11 protein-coding genes are annotated in these 14,999 nt (G+C 41.1%); 6 read left to right on the top strand and 5 right to left on the bottom strand.

The annotated features are described in order from the left end of the window. The first annotated feature begins 131 nt into the window (after window positions 1–131). From V7O61_RS10195 to V7O61_RS10215, 5 genes are all read left to right on the top strand, one after another. Window positions 132–854 (top strand): RNA methyltransferase, encoded by a 723-nt coding sequence (locus V7O61_RS10195; RefSeq protein ID WP_407281895.1) that lies wholly within the window; start codon window positions 132–134, stop codon window positions 852–854. A gap of 93 nt (window positions 855–947) precedes the next feature. Continuing rightward, window positions 948–3,038: a minichromosome maintenance protein MCM gene (locus tag V7O61_RS10200; protein WP_407281893.1), complete on the top strand. Its 2,091-nt coding sequence runs from the start codon at window positions 948–950 to the stop codon at window positions 3,036–3,038. A 21-nt stretch (window positions 3,039–3,059) separates the two neighbouring features. Beyond that, on the top strand, window positions 3,060–3,350 hold the full coding sequence (locus tag V7O61_RS10205; protein ID WP_288067602.1) for a DUF424 domain-containing protein: 291 nt from the start codon (window positions 3,060–3,062) through the stop codon (window positions 3,348–3,350). 18 nt (window positions 3,351–3,368) lie between these two features. Continuing rightward, entirely contained in the window at window positions 3,369–4,043 is a 675-nt protein-coding gene (locus V7O61_RS10210) for a hypothetical protein (protein ID WP_023846105.1), read from the top strand. After that, a complete protein-coding gene (locus V7O61_RS10215; protein ID WP_288067599.1) occupies window positions 4,040–4,963 on the top strand; it encodes a coiled-coil protein in 924 nt (307 codons plus the stop codon). Before V7O61_RS10210 ends, V7O61_RS10215 begins: the two co-directional genes overlap by 4 nt. A gap of 60 nt (window positions 4,964–5,023) precedes the next feature. On the opposite strand, the gene V7O61_RS10220 is transcribed toward V7O61_RS10215, so the two are convergent. The 5 genes from V7O61_RS10220 to V7O61_RS10240 all read right to left on the bottom strand — a co-directional run bounded on the left by V7O61_RS10220 (window position 5,024) and on the right by V7O61_RS10240 (window position 11,126). Then, window positions 5,024–5,611 (bottom strand): S-layer protein domain-containing protein, encoded by a 588-nt coding sequence (locus V7O61_RS10220; RefSeq protein ID WP_084324014.1) that lies wholly within the window; start codon window positions 5,609–5,611, stop codon window positions 5,024–5,026. 17 nt (window positions 5,612–5,628) lie between these two features. Next, window positions 5,629–6,600 (bottom strand): biotin--[acetyl-CoA-carboxylase] ligase, encoded by a 972-nt coding sequence (locus V7O61_RS10225; protein WP_407281891.1) that lies wholly within the window; start codon window positions 6,598–6,600, stop codon window positions 5,629–5,631. Window positions 6,601–6,656: 56 nt separating this feature from the next. Beyond that, a complete protein-coding gene (locus V7O61_RS10230; RefSeq protein ID WP_023846101.1) occupies window positions 6,657–8,138 on the bottom strand; it encodes an acetyl-CoA carboxylase biotin carboxylase subunit in 1,482 nt (493 codons plus the stop codon). Between the two features lie 10 nt (window positions 8,139–8,148). Beyond that, on the bottom strand, window positions 8,149–9,879 hold the full coding sequence (gene oadA / locus V7O61_RS10235; protein WP_407281890.1) for a sodium-extruding oxaloacetate decarboxylase subunit alpha: 1,731 nt from the start codon (window positions 9,877–9,879) through the stop codon (window positions 8,149–8,151). A gap of 203 nt (window positions 9,880–10,082) precedes the next feature. Then, window positions 10,083–11,126 (bottom strand): PAS domain S-box protein, encoded by a 1,044-nt coding sequence (locus V7O61_RS10240; protein ID WP_407281888.1) that lies wholly within the window; start codon window positions 11,124–11,126, stop codon window positions 10,083–10,085. Between the two features lie 317 nt (window positions 11,127–11,443). Here V7O61_RS10240 and V7O61_RS10245 point away from each other — a divergent pair, with 317 nt between their 5' ends. Then, complete coding sequence (locus tag V7O61_RS10245) at window positions 11,444–14,983, top strand: methyl-accepting chemotaxis protein (protein ID WP_407281887.1); 3,540 nt, start codon at window positions 11,444–11,446, stop codon at window positions 14,981–14,983. Window positions 14,984–14,999 lie beyond the last annotated feature (16 nt).

Consider the following 14,999-nt stretch of genomic DNA (forward strand, 5'->3'; position numbering starts at 1 on the left):
AAATCTACATCGGCTGACGTATTGTTGTGCTTAATATCCACACAAATGATGGCAAAAAATTAATTAACCTTATATGTCGTCAAATGCTTAATTAGGCAAAAACAAAAAGAAGCAATAGGTAGTCATAATAAATGGACCTTAGAATAGTGCTCGTTGAACCCCTGTACCAGGGAAATGTAGGTTCAGTTACAAGGGCAATGAAAAATTTTGGATATTCTGATCTTGTACTTGTAAATCCCTGTAAACTTGAAGGAGAGGCAAGAGCAATGTCGTCTCATGCGAGGGATCTGCTGGAAAGTGCAAAGAGAGTTTCAACCCTTGACGAAGCAATTGAAGATTGCAGTATAATAATAGGTACTACAGGTATAGCAGGTTCCAGATTTGATCTGCACCTCAGAGTCCCCGGTTATTCGCCTAAAGAAATGAAAGAGAGACTCTCAGGTTGCAGTGGAAAAGTTGCAGTGCTTTTTGGAAGAGAGGACAATGGGTTCACCAGAGAAGAACTTAAAAAATGCGATATGATTATGTCCATTCCAACTTCGGATATCTATCCGATCATGAATCTCTCACATGCTGTGGCAGTTGTCCTTTACGAGTTCAGTGATATCAAAAATACACAGGCTCCACTGGCAGACCCAGGGGATATGAGATTGCTTTATGAACACCTTACAGAACTTCTAGATGATATCAACTACCCGGAACATAAAAAGGAAAAAACAAATTTGATGCTCAGGAGGATATTTGGAAGGTCCTGCCTGTTATCCAGGGAAGTTTACACATTGCATGGCATTCTCAGGAAGATCAAAAGAAATTCTGGCAATGATACTGATGATGATTCCGATTATGAAAATTAGGATTGATAGTGAGGGATGCGTTTCGAAATATTCATATCATTTGAAACCCATGTTGCATTCCCTAAATGATTTTTAAGCAATTATTGATTGAACATGACTGAAGGTAAGTGGGACGAAAAATTCGTAGTTTTCCTGAAAAAATACTATTGGGATAGCATTCTTCAACTAGCTAACAGTTATCCTGACGAGCGTAGTCTGGAAGTGGAGTTCTACGACCTTGATGTTTTTGACAGGGAAATAGCAAGCGATCTTCTTGTTAATCCTGATGAGGTATTGCCAAGTGCGAACAATGCTCTTCAACAGATTGATCTTCCTGTAGAGAAAAAGCTCATAGATGCTAAGGTACGCTTTATCAAGATTCCAAACAAAATTCCTAACAGGGATCTTCGAAGTAAGCATCTCTCGAATTTCATTGCTATTGAAGGAATGATACGTAAAGCAACAGAAGTACGCCCAAAAGTCATCAATGCTGCATTCAAATGTATGCGTTGTGACCATGTAAGTATGATTCCCCAAAATGATGTGAAATTCGAGGAGCCTAAAGAGTGTGAGAATGAAACTTGCGGTCGAAAAGGTCCGTTTAAAATATTAGTAAATGAATCTGACTTTGTTGATGCACAGAAACTTCAGATACAGGAATCTCCGGAAAACCTGAAGGGTGGTACACAGCCACAGAGCCTTGATGTTGATATTGAGGATGACCTTGCAGGTCTTGTTAAACCGGGTGACCGTGTAATTATAAATGGAGTGCTTCGCTCTCACCAGCGAACCACAAGAGAAGGAAAATCTCCTTTCTATGATCTAGTCCTGCACGCCAATTCCATTGAATACACTGATCTTGAGTTTGATGAGCTTGAAATCACACCCGAAGAGGAAGAGGAGATACTTGCCCTGAGTCGCGATCCTGAAATATACCAGAAAGTTATCGGATCTATTGCTCCTTCTATTTACGGTTATGAAGAGGTGAAAGAAGCACTTTCACTTCAATTATTCTCAGGTGTTGCAAAACACCTTCCTGACGGATCCAGGGTGCGTGGTGATATTCACATGCTATTTATGGGTGATCCGGGTGTAGCTAAAAGTCAGTTGCTCAGATACATGGTAAAACTTTCACCGCGTGGTGTTTTTGCATCCGGTAAAAGTGCATCGTCAAGTGGTCTTACCGCTGCGGCTGTACGTGATGATCTTGGAGATGGACGCTGGACGCTGGAAGCCGGTGCGCTTGTCATGGCGGACATGGGAATTGCCGCAGTGGATGAAATGGATAAGATGAGCACTGAAGATAAGAGTGCACTCCACGAAGCAATGGAACAGCAGACAATCAGTGTTGCAAAGGCTGGTATCCTTGCCACATTAAAATCCCGTTGTGCACTACTTGGTGCAGCTAACCCTAAATACGGTCGTTTTGACAGGTATGAAGGTATCGCACAACAGATAAACATGCCTCCAGCTCTTATTTCCAGGTTTGATATGATATTTGTCCTGCTGGATACTCCTAATGAGGACATGGACTCAAAGATCGCAAAACACATTCTCAAATCACACTACGCAGGTGAACTCTCCGAACAGCGCAAGAACCTGCCTTCAAGTACAATCACCCAGGAACAGGTTGACGGCCACATGGAAGTCATCAAACCTGTAATTGATCCCGATTTCCTTAGAAAATACGTTGCATATTCCAGAAGGAATATTTTCCCGGTAATGGAAGATGATGCACGTGACCATCTTGTAAAATTCTATATGGATTTGCGAAGAATGGGAGACGGAAAGGATGCACCTGTCCCCGTAACAGCACGTCAGCTTGAAGCTCTTGTGAGACTTGCCGAGGCCAGTGCACGCTTGCGACTCAGTAACGTTGCAAATATGGATGATGCTAAAAGGACAACAAGAATTGTATATTCATGTCTCAGGCAGGTTGGTGTTGATCCAGATACAGGAGCTTTCGATGTTGATGTGATTGCCTCCGGTACAAGCAAGAGCCAGAGAGACAGAATAAAGATTGTCAAAGAAATTATAAAATCAGTTGGAGAAAAGCATCCCGGTGGAAAAGCCCCGCTTGAAGAAGTCTATGCAGAAGCCCAGAACCAGCAGATAGACAGGCAACATGCTGAAGACCTTATTGCACGCATGAGGCGTTCCGGTGATCTTATCAAACCCGACAAAGAGCATGTAAAAGTAGTTTAGAACTAATGGTGGAGTGACCTCATGTATCTGAAGATCCATAAATCAGGCGACAGCACAATTGTTGCTCTGTGCGACAGAGAACTTATTGGAAAGACACTTAAAGAAGGTAACATAAATGTTACTATAACTGAGGAATTCTACAAAGGAGAACTCATATCCAGAGAAAAGGCAGTTGAAGTTCTTTCAAAAGCCGGCAATGTTAATATCTTTGGGGAAAAAGCAGTTTCCTGTGCCATTGAATGTGGGGTTGTAGATAAAAATAATGTGAAAATCATAAATGAAGTAGCACATGCCCAGGTATTCAGAATATAATTGCTACGAGGTTTAGTTATGAATAACGACATGGCGGATCAGGGCGCGAATAACAGTGCGCCACATACCTATGACAGGAAAGAGCTTATCGAAGCCGTTGTACAGAAGCACAAAAAGTACATTGATGAATATACTACTGAATTCAATGAACTTGGAAGCAAAATGAAGGAACTTCAGGATAACATTGATTCTTCCAGACAGAATCGAACAGATATTCTGGAAAAGATGGAGATACTGGCTGAAAAAAGACAGCTGTTCTATCATCAGGCAGAAAAATTACTGGATGAGCTCGCAGAATCTGTATCTGATAGCGATTTTACCCGCGAGAAATCTAATGTAATGGATAAGCTGTCCAAAGTAAAAGGTTCACTAAGTCCTGAAGAAGAAAAGCAACAGGTTGATTCAATTCTTCAGAGTATTTCAGAACTGAAGTCAAAATCATCCGGCATCGACGATAAGCTTGCGGCCATCAGTGACAGGGTGAAAGATGCTCTGGGATATAAAATAGAGATGAGCTCAATAGACAGCTCTGAAGAATCATTTAATAGCAATATGTCTTCCTATGAGGAAGGAGTTAAAGAGATTGAGCCACGCTACAAATGGCTGGAGAACAGGATCAACAGTCACAAGGAAGCTCAGGGTTACTGGGAAAAACAACCACTTACCGGTGAGAAGCAGGAGGTTGAAGCATGAGCGATATCGATGTTTCGTCAATGAATGAAAAAGACCTCAAAAATAAGGTGAACGATCTTCGAACCCAGATCGGCCACCATGAACGTGAGCTTAAAGGTATTTTCCGTGAACTCAAACTTCACCGTACAAATACCGATGACCTGAAAAAGGAAAGAGACAAGCTGAACGCCCAGGTAAGAGATCTGGTAGGAAAAGCACGTGATTCAAAGTCAAAAAGAGACGAAATAAATGCAAAGATCTCTTCACTGAAGGCATCCAGAAATGCAGTCAATGAAAAGAGCCGTGTGTTCTCTGATAACATCAGCGATTTCAAGACGAAAAGAGACGAACTCAATAAGCTGTCTAAAGGAAGTGTAGAGACACTATCCAAAGCCTATGCTGCAGACCTTGAACTTTTCCTTAATGCAGATATTCCCCTTAAACATGAAATAGACCTTTTCGGAAGACTACTTGACCTGAAAGAACGTCTGGGAGCAGCTTTTGATGCTAATGCAATGCATGAAAAACTGATGGAGACATATGCCGAATCAAAAGAAGTATTTGAGTCCAGAGAGGATTTCGGCAGTGAAATTGGCAAGCTTGCTGAAGAGTCACAGAAGCATCATTTAGAAATGATAGAACTCTACAATCAGGCAGATGAACTGAGAAAAGCAGCAGACACCGCTCACTCACAGATATCCGAGAAATATGCAGTTACCGCTCCAATCAGGGAAAAAATAGACCCACTCAAAAAGAAGATAGCAGCTCTTAGGGAAGAACTTGATGTTTATCTTAGCAAACTCAATGACATCCAGGTTGAAAAGGATGATAAGAAGCAGGAAGAGCATCTTGTTGTTGCAAAAGAGAAACTGGAAAAGAGTGGTCGCCTGAGTCTTGAAGACCTGAAAGTTCTTATGGAAAAGGGAGATCTTAAATTCTGATCTTTCCCTTCTGTTTTTATTATATTTTTTATATAAGTAATATTTAAACTTATACTGGATTCACCTGTTAATAGCAATTCTGCACAATATTACTGCAGATATGCATGCAAATGCCTGAAAAATGGAAAATCCATTTGTCTGCATGGAAGATGGATTAACTGTTGAATTTTGCTCTTCTTCCTGTGTGGAATTATCCATCGTTTCTTCGAGCTCTGGTTCAGGATACTCTTCATCCAGATATTGATAAATAGGTTTGAATGTGATCAGTTCTCCTCCGGGACTTATGTAAATGGTATCTACCGTAATGTTCATTATTTCCGTATTTTTGGAATATACAAAAATATCACCTTCTGACAGGATATCATCCTGTAGTAGTTCACCATCATGTAAAAGCTTCACCCACACCTGCTTTTGGTCTTGATTAACACTTTTTACATTTAAGGAATAACCCTGGTAAAAATCCCAGGAATCACCTGTTGTCAGAAATATCCCTGTACCGTTGATAAGTACAGTATCTGCATCCCCATCCATGCCCAGAGCCGCATTGATACGCAAAGGTTCGGCACTAACCGCTGTTACAACTATTAGTATCATGCTTAAAAAAAGAATCATGAAGAACACATAAGACGTTCTTTTCAAAAAAGTCATGAAGAACACATCACTGTTTAATCAGCATAACGGCAATTACCGGCAATGATCTCGTGTTTTTTATCATTTTTATCAAGAACCACAAGTGCCCCTTTTTCAGTAATTCCAACTGCTTTACCTTCAATGAGCATAGCAGGAGTCCTTACTCTTACATTTCTTCCTATTGTATCTGAAAGATTGATCCACTCATCCACAATCTCAGCAAACTGTCTTGTCTTAAACCTTATGTACTGCTGCTCAAGTTCATAAAGAAGAGATGCAAGAAAAGATGTCCTGTCAAGAGGTTTTCCGATTTCATTTGAAACACTAGTGGAATTTCTTCTTATATCCTCATTTAGATCAGAAAGCTTGACATTTACGTTTATGCCGATTCCAAGAACAACATAATCTACTTTTCCAATCTCAGCACTGACTTCGGTGAGAATTCCACATATTTTCCTATCTCTAACAAGAACATCGTTAGGCCATTTGATATGTGCATCCACATCTACAGCTCTCAGAGCATTAGTTACAGCAATACCCGCAACAAGAGTGATTTTTGAAAGACTCTCCAGAGGAATCGAAGGTTTAAGTATCAGGGACAGCCACAATCCACCAGGAACAGATTGCCATTCCGAACCCATGCGCCCTCTTCCGTTTTTCTGGGTCTCTGCCAGTACAACAGTACCTTCTAAAGCCCCAGGGGCAATTTCCCTGGCAGTATTATTAGTGGATTCCAGTTCTGCATAATACTGAATATCACTACCAATGAGAGTGGTCTTAAGAATGCTTTGCAGCATATCAGGATCTATTTTATCAGGACATGAATCCAGTATATACCCGGTCTTAGGAGAAGAACGGACATCGTATCCTTCTTTGCGAAGGGCTTTTATGTACTTCCATACCATGGCCCTGGTAATGCCTAATTTTTGCCCTATCTCCTGGCCGGACACTGGAGTTCCTTCTGATTTTCTTAATATGCTGATAATTGCTTTTTTATTATCATTCACAGGCATTCCACCATCGGATGTTTACTCCCAAATTAAACATACGCTGCCAAAGTTTATTACTTTGTCTGTTTTTTGGCAGCATTCACATATGAGCTAACAGCAGCAGTTACCGCAGCAACTTTCTGATCCTGGTTGGAAAGTGCTGATGCAAGTGTTGCTCCCTTGGCGGAATCTTCCTCAACAACCTTTCTGACATCATCGATGATATTATAATCATCTATAAAATGTGTGGTGAGTTTTCCTTCCCTGAATGCAGGATGTCTCATTACCGCCTTGTGGAATGGTATGTTAGTAGTTACACCCACAACAACGTATTCATAGAGCGCGCGCTGCATCCTGTCAATGGCTTCATTCCTGTCACTTCCCCATGCACAGAGCTTGGATATCATTGAATCATAATATGGTGAAATAGTGTAACCCATGTGGACACCACTGTCGACCCTGATACCTGGTCCTCCTGCCGAGCGATATCTTCTAATTTTACCTGGTGAAGGAGCAAAATCATTCAGCGGATCTTCAGCATTGACACGACATTCAATAGCCCATCCACGAATGGTGATATCTTCCTGCTTGAATGGCAGGTGTTCTCCACATGCAATATGAAGTTGCTGTTTTGCAAGATCAATACCTGTTATCATCTCACTGATGGTGTGTTCTACCTGAAGTCTGGTGTTAACTTCAAGGAAATAGAAGTCACCTTTTGAGTAAAGGAACTCCACTGTACCTGCATTTTCATATCCTATTGCTTTTGCAGCCTTTACAGCAGTTTCACCCATCTGCTTACGCAATTCAGGCGTCATTACCGGGGATGGAGCTTCCTCGATAAGCTTCTGGTGCCTGCGCTGGATTGAGCATTCCCTTTCCATTACATATACAGCATCACCATACTTGTCAGCAAGTATCTGGAACTCAATGTGCCTTGGTTCCTCCACGTATTTCTCTATAAATACGGTTGAATCTCCGAAAGCTGATTCCGCAACTGACTGTATTGAGTTAAGAGCATTCTGGAAATCACCTCTGGAATGGACTATCTTCATTCCAATTCCACCGCCACCAGCAGATGCCTTGATTATAACAGGATAGCCTATACCATCTGCAATATCTGCAGCTTCTTCTGGATCAGAGATTGCTTCGTTGGTTCCAGGAACCACAGGAACGCCGGCTGCTATCATGGTATTTCTAGCAGCAATTTTACTTCCCATTTGTTCAATAGCCTTACTTGAAGGGCCGATAAACGTAATACCTGCTTCCTCACACTTGCGTGCAAATTTAGCATTTTCTGAAAGGAAACCGTATCCGGGATGGATTCCTTCTGCTCCGCATTCAAGTGCGACTTCTATTATTTTGTCACCATTCAGATAGCTCTGGCTGGAAGGTGCAGGACCTATATTGTATGCTTCATCCGCATACTTTGCAAAGAGAGCATTCTTGTCAGCTTCGGAGTGTACTGCGACTGTCTGCACACCCAGTTCACGGCATGCACGCATTGCACGTATTGCTATCTCACCCCTGTTAGCGATAAGTACCTTCTTGAACATGTCTGTTCACCTACTCAATACTCAAAAGTACATCGCCTGATTTCACGGCATCACCCTCTGAAATCAGTATAGCCTTTACAGTACCGCCATGAGGTGCATGAATCGCATTTTCCATCTTCATGGCTTCAATAACACAAACCGTGTCACCTTCATTGATGCAGTCTCCTATAGCCACTTTGACAGATAGTACCATTCCCTGCATGTGGCTTGTTACAGCTCCGGCCACAGAGTCTGCCGTTGGCTTCTCAGCAGAGTCTACAACCTGAACTGAGCCACCAACAGGATTGACCTTTACATTGAAAACCTCGCCATCAATCTCAACTTTATAGTCTGTTGGTATGCCAGTAACATCAGCTGCTGCAGCACAAGGATGCTTTTTCTCCATAACAGGCGTAAGTTGTTCTTCCTCGAGTTCGCCCTTGAGGAATGCTGGAGCAATTGCAGGGTAGAGTGCGTATGTCAGGATGTCTTCTTCCTTACTGACAATACCCATTTCCTCAGCTTCCTTTTTAGCCTTCTCATATTCCGGAGCAATGAGATCTGCAGGTCTGCATGAAATCGGTTCTTCGTCACCAATTATCTTTGCAATAATTTCATCACTGATCTTCTGTGGTGGCCTGCCGTAGAGGCCGCGGACATAATCCTTCACCTCTTTTGGAATTACCTTGTATCTTTCACCCATAAGCACATTAAGAACTGCCTGGGTACCTACAATCTGGCTTGTAGGTGTAACAAGTGGCGGGTAACCAAGTTCTGCACGGACAAGTGGCATTTCCTTGAGTACATCATCAAACTTGTCAAGTGCATCTTGCTCTTTAAGCTGAGAAACAAGGTTGGAAAGCATTCCACCGGGGATCTGGTAAAGCAGGACATTGGTATCTACCTGCTCGGAAATCGGGTCAAGGATACAGCGATATTCTTCCTTGAGATCCTTGAAATATTGTGAAATTTCGGATATAAGTTCGAGATCAAGTCCTGTTGCACGTTTTGTCTCAGCAAGTGATGCCACAATGGACTCTGTAGGTGGCTGTGATGTTCCCCATGCAAATGGAGAAAGTGCAGTGTCAAGAATATCAACACCGGCTCTGCATGCGGACATATAACTCATTGGTGCCATACCTGATGTACAGTGAGCATGCAGGTCAACAGGGATATTCACCTCTGCCTTGAGTGCTTTTACAAGGTCATATGCCTGCTGTGGGGAGATAAGACCTGCCATATCCTTTATACAGATTGAATCACATTCAAGCTCTGCAAGACCGGTTGCAAGTTCCACGTATTTGTCAATGGTGTGAACCGGACTGATAGTATACGCAATTGTACCCTGTACGTGTGCTCCTTCCTTTTTAGCTACAGTTATAGCTTTTTCCATGTTGCGTATATCGTTAACAGCATCAAATACTCTGAAGATATCGATACCGTTTTCATAAGCTTTCTTTACGAACTTCTCAACAATATCATCAGAATAATGCCTGTAACCTACAAGATTCTGCCCCCTGAGAAGCATCTGTGCAGGAGTCTCTTGCATGTGTTTTTTAAGTTCTCTCAACCTCTCCCATGGGTCTTCATTAAGATACCTTATAGAACTGTCAAATGTTGCACCGCCCCACATTTCTAAGGAATAGTATCCGACCTGATCTAGCTTATCCACAATCGGAAGCATGTTCCGTGTGCGCATTCTTGTGGCAATGAGGGATTGATGCGCATCTCGAAGAATAGTTTCAGTTATTTTTACTTTCATAGGAATCCTCCGGGAGTATTTATAATAATATAATAGTCAATGTGATAGAGAATCATCTAATTTCCAGATGAAATTGTACCTTATATATCATGTTCTTTTATGTAGTTTCTGGTGAGCGTTTATATATCTACAAATGCCACATAATCATGATTTATAAATGAAAAAACAGAACAAAATATAGTTACATTGCCATGAAATATTAATCAAAATTCTATTTTCCTGGTAGTTCCCTGAAAACCCTGATACTTCCCATGCTCATCAAGAAGCATTTTTCCATAGATATCAATAGGCACCAGATCCCTGTTCTTATTATACATTTTAGACTCTATGCGGGTTCTTGAATAATCTGGACCGTTTATCTGGAAGTACCAGATGATATCATTAAGCTTTTTCATTTCTTCTTCGGGAAAATGATCACTCAGTTTAGTACCAATCCACTCTTGAGGCGTATAACCTGTTATATCAGATACGGCAGGATTCACATAAGTAAAAACCAGATCTTTGTCGATTGTCCAGATGCAATCCATGGTATTTTCGGCAAGAAGGCGATATTTGTTCTCACTTTCTCTTAATTCAGCTTCGATCTTTATTCTCTCAGCAATTTCTCTTTTTAGCATCTCATTAGCTTTTTCAATTTCAGATGTCCTCTGGGAAACCAGTAATTCCAGTTCTTCCTGCTGACTCTTGAGAAGATTCCGGGAATTAATTTCTTCTGTAATATTTTCCATGATCAGAGTGACACCGATTTCTCCGTCATCAAATGTAGAAGGGATTATCTTGGTCTTGAAAAAACACAACTTATTGTCAACAAACAAATCCAGTGTTTCCACCTGATCATCCCCTTTCCTGGCATGTTTTATACTATCAAGCAGAGTTTTATTGGATATCATTGGAGGAAACACATCACAGAGTTTTTTTCCCTGAATTTCACTTTTAGAAACCTTTGCCAGTTCCGTAAACCTGTCATTTGCCTGAACTATTCTGTTGTTATCATCAATAACTACAATAAAATCAGATGAAAAGTTAAGTAATGTGGAAACCGGTATCCTCTGGGATAAAAAATAGACTTTTGCAGTACCCACATTTTCCATTTCAATATGGCCACTGATTCTCAGGAGTTCAAGATATTTTGCAACAGTATTTCGATTAACAGCTACCTTTTTAGAAATATCCGTAACACTCATACCACGAGGATTTTCTTTAAGAAGAGATTTAATCTTAGCAGACTCCTCTTTGTATAACTCCATAAATATAATGGTGTACTGTATCCTCATATAAATTTTGCGATTGATACGACTGTTAATCGGAAGTAATACACAATAACACAGGGGCTTGTTTGCACTTAATATCAAAATACGATAGCATCTTCCATAAAAGAACTAACAAAAAAACTAGCTCACCTTACTTCTTGTTCAATATATATTTGTATATAGAATAAATTTATATATCTAGTCAATATAATATTCTTTTGCATTGCAAAGATGCTCATCAAATGTGAGACTCTACGCAAAAATATCACAGAGAGATGTGCAAAAGTTGCCAATCGTTAGCGGACGGGTTAACTATGTTAGGAATGAACGATAAATTAAAAACAGAACTTATTAATGTACTTGAAGCAGTTGGCTCAGGAGATACAGAAGCCAGGATTTCTCCCAAAGATTCAAATCAGGATGCTCAAATTGCCCAATCATTAAATTTTCTTTTGGATGACTATTTTTCTCTTAAAAATGAAGTAATGCAAAACAAAAGTATTATTGAACTAAAAGAAGCGGAAGATTTCCATAACGAAATGCTTGCAAATCAGGTTGCAGATCTGATTAATGCAGTGGTGGAGGGGAAACTGGATGCCCGTGGTGATACTTCCGGGTTAGCCGGTAATTGCAAGAGTATACTGGAAGGTGTAAACCAGCTACTTGATGCTGTGATGGGACCACTAAATGTATCTGCAGAATATATTGACAGAATATCAAAAGGAGACATTCCTGAAAAGATTACTGACGAATACAAAGGAGACTTCAACGAGATAAAGAACAATCTCAACATGTGCATTGATTCTATCAACGCCCTGGTAGAAGATTCTATAATGCTGGCACAGGCAGGAGTTGAAGGACAACTTGACATGCGTGCCGATGCCAGCAGACACAATGGGGATTTCTGCAAGGTTGTGGAAGGAGTAAACGGCTGTCTTGATGCATTCATTGGTCCGCTGAATGTTGCAGCTGAGTATATTGACAGGATTTCAAAAGGTGACATCCCACAGAAGATCACAGACTCATATAATGGAGACTTCAACGAAATAAGGAACAATCTCAACATGTGTATTGACGGTTTGGGAGCACTTACGGAATGTAATGAGGTACTCCAAAAAATGGCAGTCAACGATCTCACAACCAAAGTAGAGAGTGAATATCAGGGAATATATAAGGAAATTGCTGAAGGTACAAATAAAGCAATAGAACACAACAGAGTCGTTCTGAACACAACCCAGGAAATTGCCAGCGGAAATTTAAAAATGCTGGAAATATACAGGGAAATTGGACAGAGATGCGAAAATGACGAATTCATTCCTGCATACATAAAGATGATGGAGAGCATAAAGGGTCTGGTAGACGAATTCGTAGTCCTTGGTTCAGAAGTTGAAAATGGAAAACTTGATCACAGGGCTAACCCATCTGGTTTTGAAGGTGTTTTTGAAGAAGCAATACAGGATGTAAACACAGCTTTTGATGCCGTCATCTCACCCCTGAATGTTGCAGCCGAATATATTGACAGAATATCAAAAGGAGATATTCCTGCACCTATCACTGATACGTATTACGGGGACTTCAATGAGATAAAGAACAACATCAACGGATGTATTTATGCTGTGAATTATTTAGTTGAGGAGTCAGTAATGCTGGCACAGGCAGGGGTTGACGGACGTCTGGACACACGTGCAGATGCCAGTAAGCATCACGGAGACTTCCGCAAAGTTGTAGAAGGAGTAAACGATTGTCTTGATGCATGCATAGGACCTCTGAATGTAGCAGCCGAATACATTGACCGCATTTCAAAAGGAGAAATTCCCGAAAAGATCACAGATGAGTACAGAGGGGACTTCAATGAAATAAAGAACAACCTCAATATGTGTATTGACGGACTTGGAGCTCTTACTGAATGTAATACCGTTCTTCACAACTCAGCAGTCAATGATCTTACTGTAAAGGTCGAAAATAACTATCAGGGAATATTCGGGGAACTTGCAAAAGGAACAAATGAAGCTTTAGACCATATAATTCGTATTCTGGATACAACCAAGGAAATAGCTGCAGGTGATCTTCAGATGCTTGACGTTTACAGAGGTCTTGGAAAGAGATCTGAAAACGATGAATTCCTGCCTGCATACATCCATATGATGGAAAACATACAGGGTCTTGTTGACCAGTTTGTTGCCCTTGGTGCTGCCGTAGAGGAAGGTAAACTGGATTTCAGAGCAGATCCATCTGGTTTTGAAGGAGTGTACAATGAAGCCATACAGGATGTAAATTTAGCTTTCGATGCTGTGGTGTCACCTTTGAATGTAGCTGCGGAATATATTGACAGGATTTCAAAAGGTGATATTCCGCAAAGAATCACAGATACTTATTACGGAGACTTCAACGAGATTAAAAACAATATCAATACCTGCATTGATGCTATAAATCTCCTTGTAAAGGATTCACAATTACTGGCGCAGGCAGGTGTGGAAGGGCAGCTTTCAATTCGTGCTGATGATTCACAGCATGGTGGCGATTTCGCGAGAATAGTTGCAGGATTTAACAACACACTTGATGCGATTGTAACACCATTGAACATAAGTTGCGAGGTGATCAACTCCTATGCAAATGGTGATCTTGACTCCAGAATACAAATGAAAATGAATGGTGACTTTGCTGAACTGGCAAATACCCTGAACACTTTTGGTAAGGATCTGCAGGAACTGATTAATGATTCCAGCGAGGTTCTGGCAGAGATGGCAAAAGACAACCTTACAAGAGGAGTTGCCGTGGAATCTGTAGGGGATTTCAGAAAACTTACAGATGGAATTGAAAGTGCACGTATGTCACTCAACGATGTTGTCTCACATGTAATGAACGTTGCAGAGATGGTGGTTAATACTGCGGAAAACATGTCAGCAGCAACCACACAACTAAACTCTTCTGCAAATGAAGTTTCAGGAACGGTGGAAGAAATATCACGCGGATCACAGGACCAGTCTACTAAAACAGAAGAAGTTTCACGCACCATGCAGCATATGACAAAGAGTATACAGGATGTTGCATGCAATTCACAAAATGTTGCAAGCCATGCACGCGAATCAAATCAGAAAATGACTGAGCTTGGCAGAACCAGTAATGAACTTCTCAAAATGATGGATGACATTAAAGATGCTGTATCCGGATCTGCTTCTGTTATCAATAATCTTGAAGAAAAATCAAGGCGTATTGACGAGATTGTTAACCTTATCACAAATATTGCTGATCAGACTAACCTGCTTGCACTGAATGCCGCAATCGAAGCAGCACGTGCAGGGGATCACGGACGTGGATTTGCTGTTGTGGCAGATGAGGTCAGAAAACTTGCAGAGGATTCAGGAAACGCTGCAAAACAGATTGCAGATCTGATTCATGAAATACAGGACGGAACTTCAGAAGCAGTCACCTCAATGGAAATGGGTACCACCGAAGTTACACGGGGTGCAGAGTCATTAGGCGAAGGCGTCAGGGAAATTGAACAAGTAATAATTGCTGTGGATGATATCACCAGAATGGTTGTTGACATTGCAGCAGCTGCTGAAGAACAATCTGCAGCCATTGAACAGGTTGCATCATCTATTGAAGAAGTGGCGGCTATTTCCGAACAAACAGCAGCAGGAACTGAACAAACTGCAGCAGCAGTTCAGGAGCAAACATCTTCAATGCACGAACTTGCAAATTCTGCTGATGGGTTATCAGAGATTGCTAAAGATATGAATAGAGTTGTCAACAGGTTCAGAATCGTTTGCACAGAATCCGGAATGAATAGCATAGGTTCCGGGAAAACTGAAAAAGATGAATCTTTAGTTAAGAATACCGCACTTATCTGATAAGGAGGAATTGTTA

Origin of the sequence: Methanolobus sp. WCC1, from assembly GCF_045690315.1 — an archaeon.
GTDB lineage: Archaea > Halobacteriota > Methanosarcinia > Methanosarcinales > Methanosarcinaceae > Methanolobus > Methanolobus tindarius.

Excerpts from the sequence above, each read along its gene's own strand:
- V7O61_RS10210 (WP_023846105.1), top strand. The coding sequence starts at position 3,369 with ATGAATAACGACATGGCGGATCAGGGCGCGAATAACAGTGCGCCACAT.
- V7O61_RS10195 (WP_407281895.1), top strand. The coding sequence starts at position 132 with ATGGACCTTAGAATAGTGCTCGTTGAACCCCTGTACCAGGGAAATGTA.
- V7O61_RS10215 (WP_288067599.1), top strand. The coding sequence starts at position 4,040 with ATGAGCGATATCGATGTTTCGTCAATGAATGAAAAAGACCTCAAAAAT.
- V7O61_RS10230 (WP_023846101.1), bottom strand. The coding sequence starts at position 8,138 with ATGTTCAAGAAGGTACTTATCGCTAACAGGGGTGAGATAGCAATACGT.
- oadA (WP_407281890.1), bottom strand. The coding sequence starts at position 9,879 with ATGAAAGTAAAAATAACTGAAACTATTCTTCGAGATGCGCATCAATCC.
- V7O61_RS10220 (WP_084324014.1), bottom strand. The coding sequence starts at position 5,611 with ATGACTTTTTTGAAAAGAACGTCTTATGTGTTCTTCATGATTCTTTTT.
- V7O61_RS10200 (WP_407281893.1), top strand. The coding sequence starts at position 948 with ATGACTGAAGGTAAGTGGGACGAAAAATTCGTAGTTTTCCTGAAAAAA.
- V7O61_RS10205 (WP_288067602.1), top strand. The coding sequence starts at position 3,060 with ATGTATCTGAAGATCCATAAATCAGGCGACAGCACAATTGTTGCTCTG.
- V7O61_RS10240 (WP_407281888.1), bottom strand. The coding sequence starts at position 11,126 with ATGGAGTTATACAAAGAGGAGTCTGCTAAGATTAAATCTCTTCTTAAA.
- V7O61_RS10245 (WP_407281887.1), top strand. The coding sequence starts at position 11,444 with ATGTTAGGAATGAACGATAAATTAAAAACAGAACTTATTAATGTACTT.